Origin of the sequence: Alteromonas sp. KUL42, assembly GCF_006538325.1 — a bacterium.
GTDB lineage: Bacteria > Pseudomonadota > Gammaproteobacteria > Enterobacterales > Alteromonadaceae > Alteromonas.
Genome location: NZ_BJKK01000010.1, coordinates 135593 through 159782, shown reverse-complemented (window position 1 = coordinate 159782; position 24190 = coordinate 135593). Strand labels below are relative to the sequence as shown.

General features: G+C 44.7%; 16 protein-coding genes. 10 read left to right on the top strand and 6 right to left on the bottom strand.

From position 1 onward, the window contains the following. The first annotated feature begins 112 nt into the window (after nt 1–112). The 4 genes from EYR97_RS14335 (at nt 113) to EYR97_RS14320 (ending at nt 7292) form a co-directional block, all read left to right on the top strand. Nucleotides 113–3118 (top strand): TonB-dependent receptor domain-containing protein, encoded by a 3006-nt coding sequence (locus EYR97_RS14335; RefSeq protein ID WP_131094347.1) that lies wholly within the window; start codon nt 113–115, stop codon nt 3116–3118. A 61-nt stretch (nt 3119–3179) separates the two neighbouring features. Next, nucleotides 3180–4073 (top strand): alpha/beta hydrolase, encoded by an 894-nt coding sequence (locus EYR97_RS14330; protein WP_131094346.1) that lies wholly within the window; start codon nt 3180–3182, stop codon nt 4071–4073. A 95-nt stretch (nt 4074–4168) separates the two neighbouring features. After that, nucleotides 4169–5563: a DASS family sodium-coupled anion symporter gene (locus EYR97_RS14325; protein WP_131094386.1), complete on the top strand. Its 1395-nt coding sequence runs from the start codon at nt 4169–4171 to the stop codon at nt 5561–5563. A gap of 43 nt (nt 5564–5606) precedes the next feature. Continuing rightward, nucleotides 5607–7292: an NAD-dependent malic enzyme gene (locus EYR97_RS14320; protein WP_131094345.1), complete on the top strand. Its 1686-nt coding sequence runs from the start codon at nt 5607–5609 to the stop codon at nt 7290–7292. 105 nt (nt 7293–7397) lie between these two features. Here EYR97_RS14320 and EYR97_RS14315 read toward each other — a convergent pair whose 3' ends face one another. Beyond that, entirely contained in the window at nt 7398–8372 is a 975-nt protein-coding gene (locus EYR97_RS14315; protein WP_131094344.1) for an AraC family transcriptional regulator, read from the bottom strand. Nucleotides 8373–8520: 148 nt separating this feature from the next. On the opposite strand from EYR97_RS14315, the gene EYR97_RS14310 reads away from it, so the two are divergent. The 5 genes from EYR97_RS14310 to EYR97_RS14290 are packed head-to-tail and all read left to right on the top strand — an operon-like array spanning nt 8521 to nt 13187. Beyond that, on the top strand, nt 8521–9816 hold the full coding sequence (locus EYR97_RS14310; protein ID WP_131094343.1) for an NAD(P)/FAD-dependent oxidoreductase: 1296 nt from the start codon (nt 8521–8523) through the stop codon (nt 9814–9816). After that, on the top strand, nt 9817–10731 hold the full coding sequence (locus EYR97_RS14305; protein WP_131094342.1) for a bile acid:sodium symporter family protein: 915 nt from the start codon (nt 9817–9819) through the stop codon (nt 10729–10731). It abuts the gene before it with no gap. Next, complete coding sequence (locus tag EYR97_RS14300; protein ID WP_131094341.1) at nt 10721–11650, top strand: SDR family oxidoreductase; 930 nt, start codon at nt 10721–10723, stop codon at nt 11648–11650. Before EYR97_RS14305 ends, EYR97_RS14300 begins: the two co-directional genes overlap by 11 nt. A gap of 5 nt (nt 11651–11655) precedes the next feature. After that, nucleotides 11656–12459: an SDR family oxidoreductase gene (locus EYR97_RS14295; RefSeq protein ID WP_131094340.1), complete on the top strand. Its 804-nt coding sequence runs from the start codon at nt 11656–11658 to the stop codon at nt 12457–12459. Continuing rightward, nucleotides 12456–13187, top strand: a complete 732-nt coding sequence (locus EYR97_RS14290; protein WP_131094339.1) for a sulfite exporter TauE/SafE family protein — start codon at nt 12456–12458, stop codon at nt 13185–13187. The genes EYR97_RS14295 and EYR97_RS14290 overlap by 4 nt, the downstream gene beginning before the upstream one ends. 134 nt (nt 13188–13321) lie before the next feature. Here the strand turns inward: EYR97_RS14290 and EYR97_RS14285 are convergent, their stop codons facing one another. Then, nucleotides 13322–15118: a S8 family serine peptidase gene (locus tag EYR97_RS14285; RefSeq protein WP_131094338.1), complete on the bottom strand. Its 1797-nt coding sequence runs from the start codon at nt 15116–15118 to the stop codon at nt 13322–13324. A gap of 53 nt (nt 15119–15171) precedes the next feature. Then, nucleotides 15172–17085 (bottom strand): Ig-like domain-containing protein, encoded by a 1914-nt coding sequence (locus EYR97_RS14280; protein ID WP_131094337.1) that lies wholly within the window; start codon nt 17083–17085, stop codon nt 15172–15174. A gap of 206 nt (nt 17086–17291) precedes the next feature. Here EYR97_RS14280 and EYR97_RS14275 point away from each other — a divergent pair, with 206 nt between their 5' ends. Continuing rightward, nucleotides 17292–18170: a hypothetical protein gene (locus EYR97_RS14275; RefSeq protein ID WP_131094336.1), complete on the top strand. Its 879-nt coding sequence runs from the start codon at nt 17292–17294 to the stop codon at nt 18168–18170. A 63-nt stretch (nt 18171–18233) separates the two neighbouring features. Here the strand turns inward: EYR97_RS14275 and EYR97_RS14270 are convergent, their stop codons facing one another. Genes EYR97_RS14270 through EYR97_RS14260 form a run of 3 tightly spaced genes read right to left on the bottom strand, consistent with a single transcriptional unit; the run spans nt 18234 to nt 24090 of the window. Continuing rightward, nucleotides 18234–19685: a tetratricopeptide repeat protein gene (locus EYR97_RS14270; RefSeq protein ID WP_131094335.1), complete on the bottom strand. Its 1452-nt coding sequence runs from the start codon at nt 19683–19685 to the stop codon at nt 18234–18236. Beyond that, nucleotides 19663–21123, bottom strand: coding sequence for a serine/threonine-protein kinase (locus EYR97_RS14265; protein WP_131094334.1), 1461 nt, complete (start codon nt 21121–21123; stop codon nt 19663–19665). Before EYR97_RS14265 ends, EYR97_RS14270 begins: the two co-directional genes overlap by 23 nt. Continuing rightward, entirely contained in the window at nt 21124–24090 is a 2967-nt protein-coding gene (locus EYR97_RS14260) for a serine/threonine-protein kinase (protein WP_131094333.1), read from the bottom strand. Nucleotides 24091–24190: the final 100 nt, after the last annotated feature.

Genomic DNA, 24190 nt, shown 5'->3' with positions numbered 1-24190 from the left:
CATGGCAAAGCTTTTGCACTTGTTGCATCGATGTTAACGCACGCCATCCGCCCTCAATGGTGTGAAAAAACGTCAGACCCAAGGACACCGTTTAACACGTAAAGGTAAAACAATGATTAATAAAATTACCCAGGTCATCCGCCACAAACGCATGCTAGCACCAACATGCGCTTTGGCAGTGGCAACCACACTAAGCTTGCCTGTTTCAGCACAAACACTCGAAGAAAAAGAAAGTGAAATTGAAAAAATAGCCGTTGTTGGCTCTCAAATAAAAGGCGCTGAAATTAGTGAAGCGCTTGCCGTTTCTCAAATTGACGCCGAAGACATAGCCACAATGGGCATTGATTCAGGTGATGAATTACTGCAATTGATCCCTGAAAATGGCCAAAACTTTTTTAACGAAGCAGGCAACATCAGTGGCGGTGTGAACGCGGCCCGCGGTGATGTTGGTGCGTTTAACCTTCGAAATATAGGTACGGGTAATACCCTTGTGTTAATGAATGGGCGTCGAATGGTAAATTCAGCGGCCTATCAAACTGAAGAAGTTGGCGGTAGTTTTGTTCCAGTGAATACTGTTAACTCACAAACTATTCCCGTTTTTGGTGCTAAGCGCGTTGAAGTGCTGCGCGACGGTGCTTCAGCAATTTATGGTGCCGATGCCGTAGCCGGTGTGGTAAATACCGTTACTCCCACCGACTTTGTTGGCTTGGACGTACGGGTAAAATGGCAAGAATACGAGAATCTACCCCGCAACGACCAAACCCTTTCTGTACACTGGGGTAAAAACGTCAACGGTGGTAAAACCAACGTAGGTGTTATCTTTAATTACTACCAAAGGGATCGCGTGAACTCGCAGGACGATCCGCGTTGGACAAATGCCGACTTAACCGACAGACTTTCACCTGATTCACCTTGGTATGGGCACCCAGAGTTTGACTCAACCAGCGCCAATTCTTTATACGGCCAGTTTGATATTATGGACTCGGTATCATCATCAAACCCTTTGCGCAGCGAAGGATTGGTTGACCGAAGCGGTGAATTCGAGACATATCCGAGTGGCGATCCACGCTGTGCATGGGAGTTAGGTAACGGATTATGTGCTGCCCCTGACGGTCAAGGCACAGTGCGATTCAACATGAATGAGAACCGTGACCTCACATCGGCTTTAGAACGAACCAATATTTTCGTAAACATCAATCACACCTTTGATAATGGGTGGGAAGCGTTTACCGAAATTATGGGTTACAAATCTGATACCAATTTACGTCGTCACCCTACTGCTTCTTTCTCTTCATCTAAACTTATTGTTGCTGCCGATAACTACTATAATCCATTTGGCCCATGTGGCTCACCGAATCGTCTAGACAACCCAGCCGTCATGGAAGGTGTACCGTGCGAAGGCTTAGCACTTGAGATAGATAACTACCGCTTTGCTGAGCTTCCTCGTATTGTAGAAAACTCAGGTGAAACATTTCGATTGCTACAAGGCCTTCGCGGTTATGTAGGTAACTGGGACTGGGAAACCGCCCTTTCCTACTCTAAAGATACAAAAGATGACGTAACCCACAACCGCGTGTCGAATACCTTAATGCAAGAAGCGTTAAACGACACAACAGAAGCCGCGTATAACCCTTTTGCTATTGGTCAAAACTCTAACATCGAACGTGCACTGGTCAGTGTTTATCGCAAAAGTGAGTCAGAACTAACCACCTTCGATTTTAAAGTATCTAATGCAGATATCTTCGAACTTCCCGCAGGACCCGTCGGATTTGTAGCAGGGATAGAATGGCGCGAGGAGTCATTTAAAGACGACCGCGACCCGCGTCTTGATGGCACAATTCAATTTATTGATAACGATGGTGATACTTATCCCTTTGTATCTGATGTGGTGAATTCAAGCCCAACACCGGACAACCAAGGAAGCCGTAATGTCAGCTCTTTATTTGCTGAATTCCAAATTCCAGTATTGGAAAACTTAGACGTTCAGTTGGCGGCGCGATACGAAAACTTCTCTGATGTTGGCAATACAACAGTGGGTAAAGCTGCGTTTGGTTATCGTCCTTTCGAGCCGGTACTACTGCGTGGCTCGTGGTCGCAAGCATTCCGAGCCCCTAACCTAGTAACTATTAACGAGCAAATTGTGGCGCGTACACAAACGCGAACTGACTATGCCTGTTTGTATGCAGCAGAAAACGGAGGCGATCCAGAGCAAGATACGCTTGATTGTAACTACTCGCTTCAGCGTATTGCGCAAGGCAGTGACGAGCTAAAACCAGAAAAATCTGACAACACGTCGATTGGTATTGTAGTAGAACCGCTTGAAGGGCTTGCCATTACTCTTGACTACTGGAGCATAGAGAAAAAAGACACCATTGGTCTATTGGGTGAAGAGAACCATTCTTTGCTTGATTTGCTCTATCGTCTTGAACAAGGCACGGCAAATTGCGGCAGTGCAACCTTCAACAGCGCAGTAAATCGCGGTGAAATTGACCCCGATGAAGCCGCTTTTTATGAAAATGCAGGTATTTGTGCCGGCGGTCAAATTAACTACATTGACGACCGTTATGCCAACTTAGATACGCGTACGGTATCAGGTCACGACTTAGGCATTTACTACACCATTAAGTCTGATTATGGCCGCTTTAAACTCGATTACAACGCATCATTCTTAGATAAGTTTGAACAAGAAGCGGGCGGCTTAGCACAGCAACTTGTGCAAGCACAGGCCGATGGTATTTTGCCTCCAAACTATCCCGTGATGGGCTTTGACAACTTGGTGCGTCGCAATGGCAACCAAAAAGAGAAGCACAGCCTTCGCATGACATGGCGCAAAGACGCCTATGGTGCATCACTTGCGGCTTATCGCATTGGGAGCTTCTATCAAGCCGAACTCACCCTTGAAGATGGTACTCGATTCAACATTCCAGCCATGACCACATTCGACGCTACCGTTGATTACACCGCGCTTATCCAAGATGTTGATACCCGATTCCGTTTAGGTGTGAAAAACCTCACCGACGAGCGTGCGCCACTAGCTGCCACCAGCTTTGGTTACTTTAACGATGCCCATCAGGACTATGGTCGCTACTTCTACCTAGATGTACGCGCTAGCTTCTAATTTAAGGTGTTGTATTCCGGCGCAGTATTGCGCCGGATGAAATTTATTTAAGAGATGTACTATGTTTAAAAAAGCTTTTATGACAGCAGCGCTAATTGTGCTTTCGTTTTTCCAAAGCGCTTGTGCCGCCATTCCTTCACAGCCTTGGCAAGGGCGTGAAATTGGCAATTATCTTTTTTCCCAGTGGGCAGGTGGCAACATTAATGTAGAATTTATTGTGCCCCAGTCAGCCACACCGAATACCCCAATACTACTGGTTGTTCCCGGCGCCAGACGCAATGCGGATGACTATAGAGATCAATGGAAGGGCATCGCCCTGAAACACGATATTATCGTACTGGCCATTGGATGTAGTTTACAAGTTTGCGACAGTGAGTACCTGTATAACCTTGGTGGATACACTGACAGTAAGGGGGACGCACTACCCGAATCTCATCAGTTTTATTCCGTCCCCGAGTTAGTCTTTAACGACTTTGTTGTTAAATTTCAGTCAACCCAAGACACATTTGCACTGTACGGGCACTCTGCTGGCGGTGGCTTTGTACATACTTATATGCTCAATCGGCCTAACGCACCGGTTTCTCAAGCGGTTGCAGCAAACCCTGCATTTTTCACCATGCCCGATTCAACACCCTACCCTTTTGGTCTTGGCAATACACAACATGCCCTTGAAGACGTAGACACATGGTTACAGCAGCCACTAACTATTATGTTAGGCGACCAAGACATGGGGCCGCGCACAAAAGCACTAAGCAATAGCGATAAAGCAAACGCCCAAGGACGTAACGTGTTTTCACGTGGCCTTTCTTTTTATGCCAATGCCATGAATAAAGCGGTCGAACGTGAAGTTCAAACGCCATGGCGCATAGAAGTTGTTCAAGGTGTAGGGCATAGCAGCACCAAAATAGTACCTCATGCCGTTAAATATCTGTTCCCGGAAAAGGTTAAGGGGTAGTTGCGGTGACAGTAGATAAGCAAATTACAACGCCTTCAATATCGCAAGCCGCTAAAACAACCTATCAGAAAGTGGGTTTATGGCTTGGCCCGCTAATGTTCCTGCTAATAGCTAGCTTGCCGGAGCCTAGTGGGCTTAGCGAAACCGCATGGATGACCGCAGCTGTGGGAACATGGATGGCCATTTGGTGGTCAACTGAAGCCGTGCATGTAGCAGTTACTGCGCTACTGCCGCTTGTGGTATTCGCACCACTTAATATTTTATCGATAAAAGCGGCATCAGCGCCTTATGCCAACCCGACCATCTACTTATTTTTAGGTGGGTTTATAATTGCAACCGCGTTACAGAAAGCGAATTTACACAAACGTATTGCCTATTTCATTTTAAGTTATGTGAGTAGCTCTGCCCGTTCTATCATTTTGGGCTTTATGATTGTGAGTGCCATTTTGAGCATGTGGATGACAAACACATCGACCACTATGATGTTGTTACCCATTGCGCTGTCGATTGTATCTACGCTGGAAGGAAAGTCCTCGGGCTTTTCTGAGCGAGAAAAACGCAATTTTCAATTGTCGCTTCTACTAGGTATTGCCTACGCTGCCACCATTGGTGGAATGTCCACACTTGTGGGAACCCCTCCCAATGCCTTTTTAGTGGGTTTCATGAACGATACCTACAACGTGCAACTCGATTTTGCAAAGTGGATGCTAATTGGTGTACCGCTGAGTATTACCCTGCTGCCTATCGCATGGTTGTCATTAACACGCTGGATTTACCCTGTGTCATTCGTAACACCAGATTCAGCGCGAATAGAACTCGCCAAGCAGCGCCAAGCACTAGGCCCAATTCGCATAGAAGAATGGCGTGTGGGAACTATTTTTGCTTTGGTAGCATTGGCGTGGATGACACGCCCGTTACTAGCTAATTGGTTATCGATAGACGGTTTATCCGACGCAGGTATCGCGATGTTAGCAGCCGTGTCACTGTTTGTTATTCCAAACGGCAAAGGCAGCGGTTCACTTATGGAATGGAACGATATGAAAGCCATTCCGTGGGGCATATTGGTGCTATTTGGCGGAGGTCTGAGCTTAGCTGCCGCAGTGTCGCAAACCGGCTTAGCGCAGTGGCTTGGAGAAGGTCTAGTTAACTTAAATGTGTTTGGCATGTTTACGCTGGTATTGTGCGCCACCGCCTTGGTTATCTTCTTAACCGAATTAACCAGCAACTTAGCCACCGCAGCCACTTTTTTACCTGTTGTCGCAGTGTTGGCTTTAGAAATGGGCGGCGAGCCTATGATGTTGATACTTCCCGTTACACTTGCCGCGAGTTGTGCGTTTATGCTTCCGGTAGCAACACCGCCGAACGCCATTGTATTTTCGTCGGGTTACATCAGTATTCCACACATGGTTCGAGCGGGTTTCATTCTCAATATCATCAGTATTTTGCTGGTTACCGCGTTGGCAGTATGGCTTGCGCCACTGGTTTTCTAAATTATGCGTGTAGCCTTCATTCATTTAATCGATACATTTAACTATGCAAAATAAACAACAAAAGCCTTTGTATTTGGCCCACGCAGGGCCAAAACTTCTTGGCATGCCTTTGCTAAACAAAAGCAGTGCGTTCACGGAACACGAGCGCATTGCATTTAATTTGGACGGCTTGCTACCGCCTCGCTTTGAGACCATAGAACAACAAGTAGAACGCACATTTCAGCAATACCAAGAACTCTCTAGTGATATGGAAAGACATATCTTCTTAAGAGATATTCAAGACAATAATGAAACCCTGTTCCATCGCTTAGTGGCACAGCACATAGATTTGATGATGCCCATTATTTATACCCCTACGGTTGGAGAAGCGTGTGAGCGCTTTTCAGATATATATCGCAGCGCACGGGGTTTGTTCATTGCACATCATCAGAAAGATCGTATCGATGCCATTTTACAAAATGCCACCAAGCGCAATGTGAAAGTCATTGTGATCACCGATGGCGAGCGAGTATTAGGTTTGGGCGATCAAGGTGTTGGCGGCATGGGCATTCCCATTGGAAAGCTAAGCTTGTACACCGTATGCGGAGGTATTAGCCCTGCGTATACCTTGCCCGTTATGTTAGATGTAGGCACGAACAATCAAACGCTACTTGATGACCCCATGTACATGGGCTGTCGCCACCCTCGTATTGATCAATCGCAATATAATGCGTTTCTCGACGCCTTCATGCAGGCTGCGCGGCGCCGCTGGCCTGATGCATTGATTCAATTTGAAGACTTCGCACAACACAACGCCATGCCGCTCTTAGAACGTTATCGCAACGATTTCTGCTGCTTTAACGACGACATACAAGGCACGGCTGCGGTGGCGGTAGCCACTATGCTCGCCGCCTGTAGAGCTAAAAACGTTGATATTACTCAACAGCGCGCTATGTTCGTAGGCGGTGGTTCAGCAGGATGCGGTATTGCAGAGCAATGGGTAGAAAGGTTAGTTGCACAGGGTTTAACAGATGAACAAGCGCGCCAGCGTGTTTATGTGATAGACAAAGACGGCTTACTAACCCACGACACGCCAAACATGAGGCCTTTTCAGGCTCGCTTGGCCAGAGTCTCCCCACCACAGGCGTTGGCACAACATCCAAATGCGTCGTTAACTGATCTCATCCATATCATCAAACCCGACATGCTCATAGGGGTAAGTGGACAAGCCGGTTTATTTAGCCAAATGGTAATTGAAGCCATGTATGCTCACTGCAAGCAACCTGTGGTACTGCCATTGAGCAATCCTTCTCGCCTTGCTGAAGCTACGCCCAGTGATATTCTACATTGGACAAACGGCAATGCATTGGTCGCAACGGGTAGCCCGTTTGATAATGTAATACTTGAAGGAGTTGAGCATACAATAAGTCAAAGCAACAATAGCTATGTCTTTCCCGCAATTGGGTTAGCGGTAGTTAGCTGTGGTGCAACACGAGTGACCAACGCCATGCTAATGAGCGCCAGTAATGCGTTGGCTGAAAGTTCGCCTCTTGTGCTAACGGGTAAAGGAGGGTTACTTCCTCCCCTTAGCGACATTCAAAGCATCAGCCAGAAAATTGCATTAAGTATTGCCATAGCCGCAGTTGAAGACGGTGTTGCCCCTGTTCAAACAGAGCAGGAATTAACACAAAAGATACAGAAGACGTTTTGGCGAGCACATTATCGCAGTTACGAACGCATTGCTTCATAACTAACGTCAAAAACAGCGCGATGGGCATGTCTATGGTATGCCCATCGCAATTAGCTCAAACTCACACTACGATTAGCAAACGCTTGCTTAAGCCCGCGGATTTTATCAGTGCTGTTTAAGCCTGTATTCTCTAAACCTCATACCTGTCCAGCGCTTGAAAGCTTTGGCAAAGGCACTTTCATCACTGTATCCCAAGTATTCAGCCAAACTGGCTTGGGTAATATTTGGTTTGGTGATTTGTGCTAGCGCGTGCTGCTTTCGAATATCTTGCGACAGTGTTTGATAGTTTACATTCAAATCGCTCAAGCGTCGTTGTAAAGTACGTTCACTAACCGCCAAACTCGCGGCTATTTGCGCCCGAGACAGCCACGGCTGATGGGTAAGTAACGCACTAACCTGTTCCACGAAGGTCTGTGGTTTTAGCTGAGCAAGTTGCTGGTTAGCAAGCGACAACATCTGTGCCTGTACCGCGCTATTTACCTCTCGCTGTCTAAAATGCCAATCGACCTCATCATATACAACCGCATTTTGAGGTTGGTTAAAACAAACGCTAGCGTTACCGAATGCTTGTTTGTATAGCGTCATTGGCGCTTGCGGTTCATGACTGAAATATACCGCTACAGGGGTAATGTTTTTTCCTGCAACCCAGCGCGCGCCAGTGGCAATACTTGAAAATATGGCTTCTATTCTCATGCTTACTGCGCTTGTGAATATGGCCTCATACTTTAAGCACCAGCCTTCTTTTGAATGCGCTTTGGCAAAAACACCACCTTCACCAATTATGGGGGAATAGTTGATAAGGCTATCTACTGCCACACTCAACGAAGGACTGCTTAACAGTAAAAAACCAATACTGTCGAAGTTTTGCGGCAGCATAGACAAGCCTATCTTAAGGCCCAACCCTTCAATACGATGAGACTCAAGCTCCATCCACAATGAATCTTGTATGGCTAGCGGTAACCGCCCTTGTTCATTGTGTTGACGTATTAACGTTAATAATGGCGGGGAAATGTGAATGCCCAGCTGTTGTAGCTGGTTCAAAATAGCGTGTGTAAAACTCTGCGTTACACTGGCACTCATAAGTGTCATTACTCAAAGAAAAAGCGTTATTGGCTTAAGCATACTTTGCATGACCCGAATTAACTAGTTTTTTGTCCTTTGTGTGCAAGGTGAAAGTGTAAAATCTTTGTTAATCTTCTTTTCATACTTTAAGAAAGAGAACACCAAGATGAAACCTTATGTCGTAATTGGTGCTGGCCCTATGGGACTTTGCACAGTAAGACGATTAGCCGAGAAAGGAATTAATGTTTTAGGTTTAGAGGCGCACAGCGACGTTGGTGGGCTATGGGACATTGATAGTCCTACCAGTACCATGTATGACTCTGCACATTTGATCTCATCAAAACGCATGACGGAATTTGAAGACTTTCCCATGCGAGAAGACGTAGCTACCTATCCGCGTCACGACCAGCTGAAGCGTTATTTTCAAGATTACGCAACACACTTTGATTTATATAAACACTACAAATTTAATTGCTGGGTAGAACGTGTTGAACCCCTTAATGGTGAATGGCGCGTTATCTACCGTTGTGACGAGCGACAATACGAAGTGATTGCAGCAGGTGTTTTATTAGCCAACGGTACGTTGCACGAACCTATGCAGGCGCAATTTAAAGGGCAATTTGACGGTGAACAAATGCACAGTTCGTCGTACCGAAGCGCTGATGTATTTGCCGATAAGCGAGTATTAATTATAGGTTGTGGCAACAGCGGCTGCGATATTGCAGTTGATGCAGTTCATCGCGCTAAACACGTAGACATGGTGGTACGTCGCGGGTATTACTTTTTGCCTAAATTTGTTGCGGGCAAGCCCACCGACACCTTGGGCGGTAAATTGCGTTTACCGAATTGGTTAAAGCAGCGTATAGACGGCACATTGGTACGCCTTATTTCAGGAAAGCCGAGCAGTTATGGTTTGCCTGATCCTGACTACAAAATGTATGAGTCGCACCCTGTTATTAACTCTTTGTTTTTACATCACATAGGTCACGGTGATATTACTGTTCGCCCAAGTATTTCTAGTCTTACCGCAGAGGGCGCTGACTTTAGTGATGGTACCAAAGGCCATTATGACCTTATTTTACACGCCACAGGTTACAAACTTCATTACCCGTTTATCGACCGTCTGCACCTAAACTGGAAAGGCGATGCACCGCAGTTGTACCTCAATGTATTTAACCCACTACACCCAAACTTATTCGTGATGGGTATGGTTGAAGCGGCTGGGCTTGGTTGGCAAGGAAGGGATGAACAAGCCAAACTGGTCGCTCATGTGGTTCACCTTCAGCAAACCGCCCCTCGCACCGCAGAGGCTTTCTTTAGCAGAGTAAAAGCAAAATCAGGGCAGCGAATTGACGGTGGCATGCACTACTTACCGTTAGAGCGCATGGCTTACTACGTACATAAAGCAGATTACTTGTCGGCGCTATCAACTGAAATGCATGAACTGGCAACGAGTACCTAAATGAATTCAGCTACTTTATTTACCCTAAACGCAGTACTGGCATTAATGATGTTTGGTATTGCGCTAAGCTTAACCACCGCTGATTTTCGAAGAATTGCCAAACAGCCCGTAGGGCCTATGGTAGGCATGGCCGCGCAGTTCATTTTACTTCCGGCATTAACCTGCTTATTGGTGTGGTTAATTCCTATGCCAAGTGAAATTGCCCTTGGTTTACTGCTGGTCAGTTGCTGCCCTGGCGGCAGCTTTTCAAACCTAATGACCTATCTTTCTGGAGGAAACACCGCGCTTTCTGTCAGTATGACTGGCATCGCCAGTTTGCTGGCCTGCCTGCTTACGCCAATTAACTTTATGTTTTATGCCGCCATAAACCCGCGTACTCACGCCCTACTCAGCGATATTTCTGTGTCGGTCACAGACATGCTAACCATTGTTGCATTTGTATTGGCACTACCGCTTGTTTTAGGCATAGCCTGCGCGCAGCAATGGCCTCATTTTGCACAAAAAAGCGAGCCATTCTTTCGCTTCATATCGCTATTTACGCTGTTTGGTTTTGTGGCTATTGCCCTTTTCATGAACTGGCAGCGTTTCATTGATGGCGCAAGCTTGTTTTTATTGGCGGTAATTGTGCACAACGCCATGGCGTTACTTATCGGCTATGGCAGTGCCACGGCGTTAAAACTAAGCGTGCCTGATAGACGGGCCATTACCCTTGAAGTGGGGCTACAAAACTCAGGGTTAGGCTTAGGCATTATCTTTACCTTTTTCTCCGACCTTACGGGCATGGCCATTGTCGCCGCGGCTTGGGGGATATGGCACCTTATTTCGGGGCTAAGCCTAAGTCTTTTTTGGCAAATGAGTGATCGCAAACGTGCGCGTCAAAACACTTCAACTACGCGGTGCTTTTATGAGTCATAATATTTTAATTACTGGTAGCGAAGGCTATATCGGGCAACGCTTAGTTAAGAAGCTGGGCACAATGCACAATATTGTGGGTATTGATATTCGCCCTAGTTCACAGCAACTCTACCCTTATTACTGTGTTGACATTCGCTCAACCGAATTACACGACGTGATATCCGCTCACAAAATAACGCACGTTATTCACCTTGCCAGCGTGATGCAAGCCAGTCACAACCGCTTTCAAGATTATGATATTGACGTAAATGGCACGCGCAATGTGTTAGAGGGTTGTGTAGCACACGGCGTTTCTCATATTACGGTTACCAGCAGTGGTGCTGCTTATGGTTACCATGCCGATAACCCTGACTGGCTAAACGAGCAACATCCTCTGCGTGGAAATGATCACTTTGCCTATTCTCAGCACAAGCGCCTCGTTGAAGAGATGCTTGCCGATTATCGACATCACCACACGCAACTTCAGCAGTTGGTGTTACGTCCTGGCACTGTACTTGGCGAGCACACCAAAAACCAAATCACCAACTTGTTTACCAAAAAAAGGCTGTTGGGAATTAAGGGCTCGCCCTCGCCCTTTGTATTTATTTGGGACGAAGACGTAGTCAATATTATCAGCCAAGGGGTTGCGCAAAGTCAGGTGGGGCAGTTTAACCTTGCCGGTGATGGCGCTATGACAATGGCAGAAATAGCACAGGTGTTGAACAAGCCGTTAGTACAAGTGCCCTCAGGCTTACTTTCATTTATTTTGAAAGCAGGTCATGCATTAAAACTTACGCAATACAGTGCAGAACAACTCGACTTTTTGCGCTACCGGCCGGTGCTTGATAATCATGCATTAAAAACCGTATTCGGCTATAAGCCTGAGAAAACCTCGCGAGAAGTTTTCGATTTTTACGTAAAGCAAAATCTTAAGTATTGAGCATCATGATTCAAACAAACACAGCAAACAAGCCTGTTGCGTTAATTACAGGGGCTGCATCTGGGTTAGGGCTTGCCTTAGCACAACAATTATCAACAACGCATTTTCTTGTATTAATAGATATTCAAGAAAAGGCGCTAGAACGCGCAGCTAATTCACTGCATTGCAGTGTGTATTTCACCTGTGACTTAAGTGAGCGCGGCGCCATTGCCAACCTAGCCGAAAAGCTGGAAAAACAGCACTTACGTATTGATGCGCTATACAACAACGCCGGTATTACCCACCGTTCGCTGGCAAGCAATACGCATATTGAAGTTATCGAAAAAGTGATGCGTATAGACTACTTAGCGCCGGTGCAACTTACCCAAGTGTTGTTACCGCTATTAACCGAGCGCGCTTGTATTGTGAACATTGGCTCTATGGCTGGTTGGATGCCTGTGCTTGGGCGCGCGGGCTATTGCGCAGCGAAATCGGCATTGCACCAATATTTTGAAACGTTACGAGCAGAGTGGCATAACACCAATAAACACATACTAATGGTGTACCCCAGCTTTTTAGATACGCCCATTGAACACAATGCGTTAAATGGTCAAGGTGAAAAAGCAACTCATAAACGCTCTATGGTGGGCGCTATAACCAGTAGTGCCCTAATGGCAAGCCGCATAATTAGCGCAGCAGAACAAAGAAAACCCCGACTGTTCCCCGATACCTTTACGTATCTTTCAAGCCTGTTGTACCGCCTTGCGCCTTCCCTTTACTTAACGCTAATGCGCCGTCGACTAGCCAGTGAACTTGAGGTAACAACATGACTTTTTTAGTTGTGGCATTAGGCGTATTCATTGCCTTTACCGTTGAAGCCATGACTGGCTTTGGCAGTATCGTTATTGCATTGAGCATTGGTGCGTTAGTAATGGACATTCCAATATTGGTGCAGTGGTTGGTGCCCTTAAACATTTTAATGACCGGCCCGCTGGTATACCGCTATCGAGCGTATATTTCTTATCATCTTCTGTTAAAACAAATACTGCCTTTAATGGGGTTGGGCACATTGGTGGGGGTTATGTTGGTGAGCGATTTGCCAACCCTTTACGCCGAAGGCATATTTGCCCTTATTTTGTGTTGGTTTGCGCTTCGCTCTCTTGCCCATCTTGAAGCGCCCGCGCACCACGCAACTGTGCGCCAAGCACTAATATTCTCTGCGGGTGTTACCCACGGTTTATTTGCCTCAGGTGGCCCTTTGCTGGTTTACGCCTGTGCGCGAAGTGCCCTAGACAAAGCTGTATTTCGCGCAACCTTACTTACTGTATGGTTCTCGCTAAATACGCTTTTAACTGTGTGGTTTATTTTTAATAGCAACTTAGCGTCACAAATTGAGCATATTGCTTTTTTAGTACCTTGTGTTGCCATTGGCGCATGGCTTGGCAATGTTTTACATCACAAAGTAAATCAAGCGCACTTTACCCGTATTGTTTTTATCACCTTACTGGTGGTTGGTATTTTGTTGTTGGGTAAAACGGGTTACGCACTAATTGTTTAAAGCACAAAAAAGGAACTAACACGCGAGTGTTAGTTCCTTTTTCTTCCTCTTTTTTTCTGCCTTTTATTTGTCTTGCGCTACATAACATTTGTGCTTATTAGCACTTGCGCGAAACAACAATCGCACGACATAAATTACTCGGCACTGCTTTCACATACTGCGGGGTAAGCTAGGTTGTCGGCTGGCATATCAAGCATTTCTCCACAATTACCATCCACACAGGCTTGCACTGAAAGTATTGAATTTTTTGGCAACTCAATAACCTTTTGAGGAATAGTTATAGTTTCAAGCTCGGTCTTTTCACCGCCATTTTGACTTAAGAAAAGCTTATACGACACACCATCAACTTCGGTACCTAAATTTCCCCATTGATATTTAACAAGCTGACAAGCATTAACATAGGCAGACATTTCGTCTAACCATGTTTCATCACCTTCAGAGTCATAACCTTCATACCTATGGGCGACGTGATAGCTTGTTACTTGTGAAGCATTATTGATGGCGGCAATGACAATATCCGCTTGTAGAATACCGGTTCCGCAATCTCTTCTGCCACAAACCGTTTCGGCACCGTCAAACTCACTGTTGTCTGCAGCGCTAGACTTTATAATAGATTCAATTTGTTCAGGGGTTAAGGAGGGGTACTTCAAACGCAAACTTGCTGCGGTTGCTGCTACTAATGGTGCTGAATAGCTGGTTCCACCGCCAATTGAATATTGGTCATCTTCTGTTGTAGATAAAAAGGCCCCCAATACATTAGTACCAAATGTGGAAATATCCACTTTTTCACCATAATTAGAGAATTCCGCTTTATCGCCTCGCTCATCCGTTGCTGCAACCGTTATAACGCGTGTGCAAGAAGCTGGAATAACGTCAACTACATTTGTATTTTCATTACCTGCCGCTACCACAACCGTTACGCCAAGCTCGTGTAGGCGGTCAAAAACGTCTTGTTCCCATTTAGGACAGCCGCCATTAGTAAACCCGCCAAGGCTCATATTAACAATATCGACGGGCTCTTCTATATCGGGCACACCTTCTATACTCTCACCCGCCGCCCACAAGACTCCTTCCATAATATCGGTATTAGAGCCACCATCACAACCTAGTGCACGAACCGGTACTATCTCAACCATATCGGCATCCACGGCACCAACCATGCCAGTACCGTTATTGGCCTTGGCGGCAATCATGCTTGAAACGGCTAGTCCGTGACCATTGTTGCAGGTTTCACCGGTCTCTTCGTTAAAATACTCATCGGTTGGGTCAGGATCACGTTCTGTTTCAATAATATTGCCATCGTCGTCTACGCCTTCGTAGGTAACAAAGTCATAGCCACCGACAAAATCAATATCTTCATGACGATAAGACCCCGTATCGATCACGGCAACCCTTACCTTTCGGCCAAGGTTATTCACCGTTGACGAACGCATTTGCGCAAACCCCGAACCTTCTTTTAAGTCATGGGACCAATTACCAAAATATCTTTGATAACTGTAGCTCTCATCATTGTATTCAGTCTCATCAAATTCAAATGGACGATAAATTTGCAGCTTCTCAACATACTCAAATTGCCCTGAATTCATTAATTCAATTAACATATGATCTGCGCTTTTACCCTGTAAATTCACTTTGAGAAGGTCGGCTCCTAACACCAGCGTTCTCTTGTGTTCGGCATTCAAGCTGGCAATAACCCCTTGTCCATACGACTGAGCTTCTACCGAAGAGCCAACACTCGCTTTTTTTGCATCAACAATAGATTGATGCACCGCTTTATTCTTGAATTTAACAACATAATAGCCATCTGTTGCATTTTCACTTAAACCTGTTGCAGAAGTATTGTGTACAGGCTTTGAATGGAGTGTATTGCCTATGGCTGGCATAGCACTAAATGCCATAGTTATTACTAGAAAAACGTTTAAAATTTTCACAATTAATCCCTCATTTACAAACGATGAACGCAATGAAAGTGCGTACTAGGCTATTAGTTACCTTGCTTATCTTCATCAATATAGCGCGATGCGTTTTCAATCATTCTTGCCTGAATGGCATTCATAAACGAATACTGCGCATCAAACACCCACTCATCGTCTATATACTCACCGTACAACTCGACACCTACAAACCGACTAAAATAATTGTTCACCTCGTCGTATTCGTTCAACTCTCTTTCAAAGGTAATTTCAGGAAGCACGCCTAAAGACATCCCCGCCATTTCATTTAAAATGGCATAATATTCTTGCCCCATCGACATCGCTAGCTCAAACAAATTATCAAGTACAGTTATGTAAGAGCTCTTGAAGCCTTCATCCTTGAATTCACCAATAGTAATGTAGTAATCAATATTATTGAGGTAGAGATTAAATCTGCCGTAGCCATATTCCTCAGAATCGTCCACGTCTAGTCGCTCTATAAAGTCTTCCGCTTGCTGTTGAGTTATAACTCCCATATTTTCTAGCACTTGCGAGTAGAACACACCGATATGCACATACTCCTTAATAGATTCTCGGGCTTTGAACATACGATGCTTACGATCAAGCATTTCTTGCTCGTCTTCACCAAAAGTAGCCCCAACCATTAACTCAACATTCACCGTACCCACCAGGCTTACATCGGAATATTTAATAGCGAACCCATAAGCGTCTTCTACTTCCACATTTTCCGTATGCACAGTAAACCCGTTGTTTTCTTCATCAAGCTGAACATCGAATTTCTCTTGATCGCCGTACCAATATTCAACACCCTCAATTTTTACTTTCGACACGTCGTCATCTTCAATGGTGTAGGTTATTTCCGTTGTTCCATTTTGCTTAACAATAATGAATGCCCCTTCTTTTTCGCTAAATGTGAAAATAGGCGCTGCGTTGTCAGACTTTTCTACTATTAATTCATAAACCTTGGTTGTTTCGTTATCACTGTCATCTACTACCTTAAGTTCCACCTCAAACCGCATCTCATCCTGGTTGATGGGTAGTGCTTTCATATCAAAAGTAATCGTTCTATTGGCGTTGTTGACGAGATAAGAATTGAGAAAGCTCTCTGATCCAGCAATAGCTTCGAATCTCTCCATCGTTAAGTAATGGGCAGATGAGTCGGGGTCGTTAATAATGACATTGAGAACGGTTTCTCTGTCGTGATAAATGCGTACTTTATTGCCTTCGAATTCATTGGCAATGGTAAAGTCAGGAGCTTCATTGGGCTCATCCGGTTCTGGCAAAACAGTCACATTTACTTGTGCCGTTGAAGAAAGCCCTTCTTCATCCCATACCGTATAGGTAATTACCGAAGTTCCTTCGCTTAAGGCAATAACTTCCACATTGCCATCACCCATAATGCCTGCTGTTAGTACGCTGGGATCACTAACAGATATCCCTGTATCCAAGTCAGCCACATCGCTTTCAGCATCAGATAATGTTGCGGTAAGAATTTCTTGTTGCTGTGGAACAAGTTCAAGTTGCTCGGAAGATAAAACAACGCTTGGCGGCGTGTTAATAATGATGTTGTTAACCGTTATAGTAAATTGCTGGCTATCTGATCCCCCATTACCGTCGTTAACCGTAACCGACACAGTAACATCGGTATTTTCCTCTACTTCTCCGGCAGTAATTTGAAGGCTATTCTGCGAGGTACTGGTTGTAACAGCAGCTGTACTACTTACATCAAAAGTAAGCGCATCGCCGTCAGCATCTGACGCCTGAAGTGAGATGGTAGTAGTGGTATTTTCATCCATCGAGAAATTGGCAATTGGTGATAACACTGGTGCATTATTCACCGTAACGCCACCACCACCGTTGCCCCCATTACTGGGGTTCCCCGAACCTGAAGAGGCGTCACCGCCACCTCCACCACAAGCACTTAATATCAATAAACTGCTTAGTATTGCTATTGCTCTGTTCATGTTGCCATTCCCTTTATTTACCTATGGCACAACATAAACCGACCTTCGATGATAAGTAAGCCACGTAATGCTTAGAAAAAACCGTAATAAAAAAAGAAAAATATTTTGATGATTTTTATTACGGTATTTAAAAGTAAATACGTGTCTGGTTGCGTTTTTTTTCGCGCTGTATCTTGTGTAGTTACTGACACACGCAGGAGAGAACAATGGAACATATTGACGTTCAAAGCTTGGTTGAAGGCGAAATGAAGCAAATTGCATTGGCCAAAATAATAAAGAAAAGTATTTTTGAGACCTTGCAAAAAACACAACAAAGCGACGTTTATACCAAGTTTTACAACAGTAAAGGCAAAGGAAAGATAGAAAGTGTGCAAGTTAAGTGGCAACACTTTGTGGTACAAGAACACGAAAAAGACAAAAGCAGCCACAATGTTGTTACTAAAAGAAAAGGGGTAACACGTAAAGGCCACACCTACGTGAAAGATGTAGACGTTCAAACCGTTGTTACGCACTACGATTACCTCACAGTAAAAGACGCAAGTGGTAATATCGCTAAATTTCGATTAGTCGATTTAGATCTTAAGAAAATCTCTTCGGGTCAATTGGTGAGTTTGGGTTGGCTTTACCACAAACGCGCAGAGTCAGAAACCACCGATGTTATTTCATCAGGCAACGTTTTTGGCCAAAGCTGGAACGACACCACGCAGCCCTCGGTTATTGTGCATCACAGCGATACAGAGTCTGGGCATGAACTGGTTTTTCAAGGTATAGCCTCTGATACACTTTTTAATGTTGTACATTCAAATTCTATTGGCTGGTGGCACCTACCGTGGGTGTTGGCTACGGCCTTTATGTTTATGGGCGATATCAAAAGCGACGCCGAAGTTGTTACCGCATTTACCCAGCTGGGAATAGGCTTTTCGGTAAGTATAGGTATGAGCATAGCGCACCATGTTAAAGGCGGCAAAATGAAAGCTGCGTTTAAAACCTGGTTAAGGGGTGAATACAACAGAATGGCAAAAGTAGGCGCTGACGCGCTAGATTCAGCGAAATCGCAAATGGGCATGGATGACAGCTTTTTTTAATTAACGCTTGGGGCGCCTAGCCTAACGATGGGATATGAGATGTGAGATATGAGATACCAAACATCAATTATCAGGCATTAGGCGCTGCTTGCCGCCAGTAAGTAAAAAGTTGTTGTCCATTAGCGGTACGGTTAATTCGTATGTATCAAGGGGCAAGTTGTAGTAATCGGCCATGGTAGCAACCACTTGTAGCCAGAAATTATCCGGCTCGGCTCGCAGGTTATAGCTAAAATCGAAACACGCTTGTAATACAGCGGCAGCTTCTTCAGGTTGCCCAAGCTCTGCTAAAGCTTGGGCTTGCCACAAGTAGGCATCTTGATAGAGACCATCTTGAAAATATAGCCCTAAATCATCGTGTTTGGGTAGGTATCGTTTTAGTACTTGCAGGCTTTTACTAAAGCGCCCTTGCTTGCGGTATAAGTACTCCTCTAATGCATCTTCCGGCCAGTCATTGCTGCCGTCTATCACATGTTTGTTGGCAATGAGTAGCTTTACACTGTCATCAAATCGCCCTTCTAACGACGCTTTCAATACCGCTAAAAACAACTGCTCGGCCGGCACATTGAATTCAGTCGTATCCACAGAATCAGGCACCGCGTTTAACCATTGCTGTAATATGACAACTTGCTCATAGGCCATATCAGGGAAGAATTCTAAGGTTTGCCAAATAAGATGATATTTAAGTTTATATCTATCTTTCCAGCTAAGTTCATCCACTTCGTTACTGAAATTCGTTAGTAAAAGCGTGAGTGACTCTTGTTTCTTTCCCATATAACTTAGCGACCTTACGGCATAATCAAAGAAAGAACCGTCGAAGAAGAACGCTTGTTCGTCTGCACGTTGGTAAGCCATTTGATAAAAATAATAAGCGTCGATTAGGTTTTGCTCATATCCATGTAGTACGTATCCAACATTCCAAAGGAGCTTTATAACAATAGGGTGCTTTTCGCCATAGGTTTGCTTAATAATAGTGAGATTATCCAGTAGGACATCAGAGTACACTGCCTCATCATTTAGCAATAAGCCTAGATGTGATAAGTTGCCGACTGCAATTGCATACTCTATTTTTATTCTCGGGATTTCTTCAACAGTTGATTTTAGTTTCTCGTACATCGCCTGAATGCTTTGCTCATCAAGTAGCTGTCTATCCTCGGTATACCTGATTTGTCGAGTTAATTCTCCATAAGACCTTCTGTTTATACTTATCTTATTGTCTAGCAGCTCCTCTTCATTAAACAAATGCGCATTAACAATTATTTGTTCATTTATGTTCTCCCATTGTTTAAACCCGTCATCCCCTAATACATCATCCAATGTGACCGCTGCAGCTAGCCCTAACAACAAAGAGGAACGCAATGATATATCAGGATGTACATCGATTGTTCTTTCATAACGCTGGTAAGCGTTTGTGAAGCTTCCTTGTTTAATTTGGGATGTAATCAACTGGCGAGTTAGCGCAAAGTCGTTCTCTGAGTCGATGCTTAATAAGGTTTTAAAAAACGTCATCTTTCTCATAGTTCAGTACCTGCTCGTATTCTCCTAAGCCGATTAGGCTATCGAGAATAGTCACAACAATGCGGTGTTTGTTAGCGAGCGTTAACTGGGTAGATTTCGCTACATTATTGTAGGTATCTAACAACATTTGCTTTGCTTCACTCATCGGCTTGCCAGCTATAGCGGGGTCGGTATAGCGAATAAAAGATTCGAGGTGTTTGGCAACTTCTTGAGATTGGGCTTTTTCACTACTCAACTGTTGCTGATAGTAAATTCCGCTAGGTAGTGTGATAGCAATAAGCACGCACAGCGTACTTAACCACGGGTTTCGTTTTATCCATTTGCGACTCGCAAGCAGCGATACTTTGGGTTCAAAACTTAGTCGCTTACCTTCCAGCCAATTCTGTAAATCGTGTTTTATGCTGGCGACTTGCTGGTAACGGTCGTCAGGGTTTTGCTGCATGCATTGTTCTGCAATACGTTGAAGTTCTTGCTGGCGCGCTTTGGGTAGCTTTTTGTAGTGGGCATTTAAGGAAAGTACATAACGTAAAAGCGCACCTATGGAATAAATATCAGATAAAGGGCTAACGGTGCCTTGCTGCTGTTCTGGTGCAGCAAAGGCTAGTGTCATGCCTTTGACATTTTGTGAGGTACTTTTTTCTGACGAATTATAAAAAGCAGTATCGCCCGAAATATCTTCTTTGTCCTTCCCTTCTGAATCTGCTCTATTTATGGTCGATTGACTAGTAGCCGCAACCTCGCCTTCCATAATTTGCGCAATACCAAAATCAAGAACCTTAGTGCGCCCTTCGGTATTAACCACCACATTATTCGGCTTTATGTCACTGTGTACAATGTGAATACGGTGGGTAGCTTCAAGGGCATCACATAAATCGCTTATGCGACATACCAAGTCTTGGGTGGTGGTTTCTGGTCGGCGACTATAAGCATCCAACGCTTCGCCTTCCAAATATTCCATCACAAAATAACACGCACCCAATGATAATTCGCCTGCATCGTGAATGGTCACAATATTGGGGTGGGCCAGTTGCCCTAAACATCGTGCCTCAAAGAATACGGTTTCACGGCCCGTTAAAGCAGTAATGCTGGGGTAAACAAACTTAATCGCCACATGCTGTTCAAACACACCGTCGATACGTTTGGCATCGTACACCACCCCCATGCCACCACGCCCGATAATGCCTTGTAATTCAAAGGGGCCAACACAGGTTTGAGATAGCGCTTCTATGGCTTTATCTCCGGTAAGCCTATCTACCTGCCCACCAATTAGCGTAATAAAATCACTTTCATCGCCCACAGCAAGCAACGCTTCAAGTTCACCTTTTAATGTGGGGTTGTCTAATGCTTCTAAGTATTCCGCTTGCTGCTGGGCCGTTAGCCCCTGCAACTGGGCAAAATGATAAGGTAAAGGTTGGATGTGCTCGTGGTTGCCAGACATTTAGTTAACCTTAGACTTGGGTGGCATCAACCTTTGCTTGCCGCCAGTAAGTAAAAAGTTGTTGTCCATCAGCGGCACTGCTAATTCGTAAGTATCAAGGGGCAAGTTGTAGTAATCGGCCATGGTGGCAACCACTTGTAGCCAGAAATTATCCGGCTCGGGTCGTAAGTTGTAGCTAAAATCGAAACACGCCTGTAATACAGCGGCAGCTTCTTCTGGTTTCCCTAGTTCAGCTAAGCCCTGCGCTCGCCATAAAAAAGCGTCCTGAAACAAACCATCTTGATTAAAAAGGCCCAAATCATCGTGCTTTGGAACAAATTCATCTAATATTGTCAAACTTTCATTAAAATCACCCTGCTTGCGATATAAATACTCTTCTAATGCGTCAACAGGCCAAGGACTGCTTCTATCGATAACGTTACGACCGCTGTTGTACAAACTTATACTTTCTGCATACTTACCTTCAAGCGACGCTTTTAATACAGCCAAAAACAGTTTTTCAGATGGTACATTAAATTCAGCCACTGCAACCGCGTCAGGCACAGTTTCTAGCCATTTTTGAATATCGATAACCTCTCGATAAGCCAGTTCCGGAAAAAACTCCAATGTATACCAGATGCGATTAAACTTAAGCTGATATTGATCTTTCCAATCTAGCTTTTGAAGTATGGTATCATCTAAGGTAAACATTGATTCCATTAAAGCTTGCTGCTCCCCCATATAAGACAAAGCCCAATGCAAGTAGTCAATAAATAGTCCGTTGTAAAGAAAGCCACTTTGAGTGGCGCGTTCATAAGCTAACTGATAGTAAATATTGGCATCAGCAAGTGAACGTTCATAACTATGTAACACGTTACCGATAAGCCACAGCGCTTTAATAGTAATGGGGTGATATTTACCATATACCTGCTCCATTACTTCGAGGTTTTCTCGAAGCACCGGAGAATACTTTCTATCGCCCCCCATTAAAAAGCTCACCTGGGCCAATCGTTGCAGGGTAACCAAGGTGTCTGGATGAGTAACCGGAAGCTGGTTCACCATAGCCTCTGTTTGTGTATATAAAGATTGAATATTTTCATCACTTAACGCTTTTCTATTTTCTGTAGCCTCCACTTGCCTAAATAGCGCTTTATATAGTCTGTTAATTTTACTGATGGTGTTACCCAGCAATTCCTCGTTGTTGAAAAGGTACGCATTGTTAACAATGCGATCATTAAGCACTTCCCACTTAGTGAGTCCTTCCTTTCCTAACACGTCTTCGTAAATGGGAGAGATTGCTAATTCCAGCAGCAATGACGCACGCATCGATACTTCTGGGTTTTGCGCAAGTGCAAGTTGATAGCGCTCGTAAGCTTTGGCATCACTTCCTTGTTTAATCTGGGCGGTTATCAACTGTCGAGTGAGCGCAAAATCATTGTCAGGTTCTATATTTAATAATATTTTAAAAAAATCCTCTTTCTCAATGTTCAGTACTTGCTCGTATTCACCTAGCCCGATTAGGCTATCGAGAATAGTGACCACAATATGATGCTTGTTAGCGAGCGTTAGCTGGGTAGAATTGGCCACATTGTTGTAGGTATCTAACAACATTTGCTTTGCTTCGCTCATTGGCCGCCCTGCTATGGCGGGGTCGGTATAGCGAATAAAAGACTCAAAGTGTTTGGCGACCTCTTGGGATTGCGCCTGTTCATTTTGTAGTTTTGTTTGATAGTGCAAAGCCACAGGAACTGATAACAGAATAAGCACGCACAGCGTACTTAACCACGGGTTTCGTTTTATCCATTTGCGACTCGCAAGCAGCGATACTTTGGGTTCAAAACTTAGTCGCTTACCTTCCAGCCAATTCTGTAAATCGTGTTTGATATCTGCGACTTGCTGATAGCGGTCGTCAGGGTTTTGCTGCATGCATTGGTCAGCAATGCGTTGGAGTTCTTGCTGTCGCGCTTTGGGTAGCTTTTTGTAGTGTGCGTTTATCGAAAGTACATAACGTAAAAGCGCACCTATGGAATAAATGTCCGATAATGGGCTAACGGTGCCTTGTTGCTGTTCTGGTGCCGCAAAAGCTAGTGTCATGCCTTTTATGTTTGATGAAGTGTTGCTTCCTGATGAGTTATTGGGAGTGCTATCGTTTGAATCACTGGACTCTGAAGCATTACTGCTTGATGACCTATCGTCTGTAGCAGCACTATTTAGTGACGAGTAAGTGGAAGAAGACACCTCGCCTTCCATTATTTGCGCAATACCAAAGTCCAGTACCTTGGTGCGCCCTTCGGTATTGACCACCACATTATTCGGCTTTATGTCACTGTGTACGATGTGAATACGGTGGGTGGCTTCAAGGGCATCACATAAATCGCTTATGCGACAAACCAAATCTTGGGTGGTGGGTTCAGGTCGGCGACTGTAGGTATCCAACGCTTCCCCTTCCAAATACTCCATCACGAAATAACATGCACCCAGTGATAATTCACCGGCATCGTGAATGGTCACAATATTGGGATGGGCCAATTGGCCAAGGCAACGGGCCTCAAAGAATACGGTTTCACGGCCAGTTAAGGCAGTAATACTGGGGTAAACAAACTTAATCGCCACATGCTGTTCAAACACACCGTCTATACGTTTGGCATCATACACCACACCCATGCCACCACGGCCAATAATGCTCTGTAATTCAAAGGGGCCAACACGGGTATTTGCTAATGCTTCAATAGCTTTGTCACCTGTAAGCCTATCTACCTGCCCACCAATTAGCGTAATAAAATCACTTTCATCACCTACTGCAAGTAACGCTTCAAGTTCACCTTTTAGTGTGGGGTTGTCTAATGCTTCTAAATATTCCGCTTGCTGCTGGGCCGATAGCCCCTGTAACTGGGCAAAGTGATAAGGTAAAGGTTGGGTGTGTTCGCTGCTGCTTTGCTTGCTAGTGCGCTTGCTCGCAGGCTCACTTTCATGTTGACTATCAGACATTGTGCTTATTATTTTTATTGGCCATAGCTTCCCTACAACCTTCCGATAACTTCCTATTATTCAAAGCATTGCAGCACAATTAAACAGCTATGTCGACCCT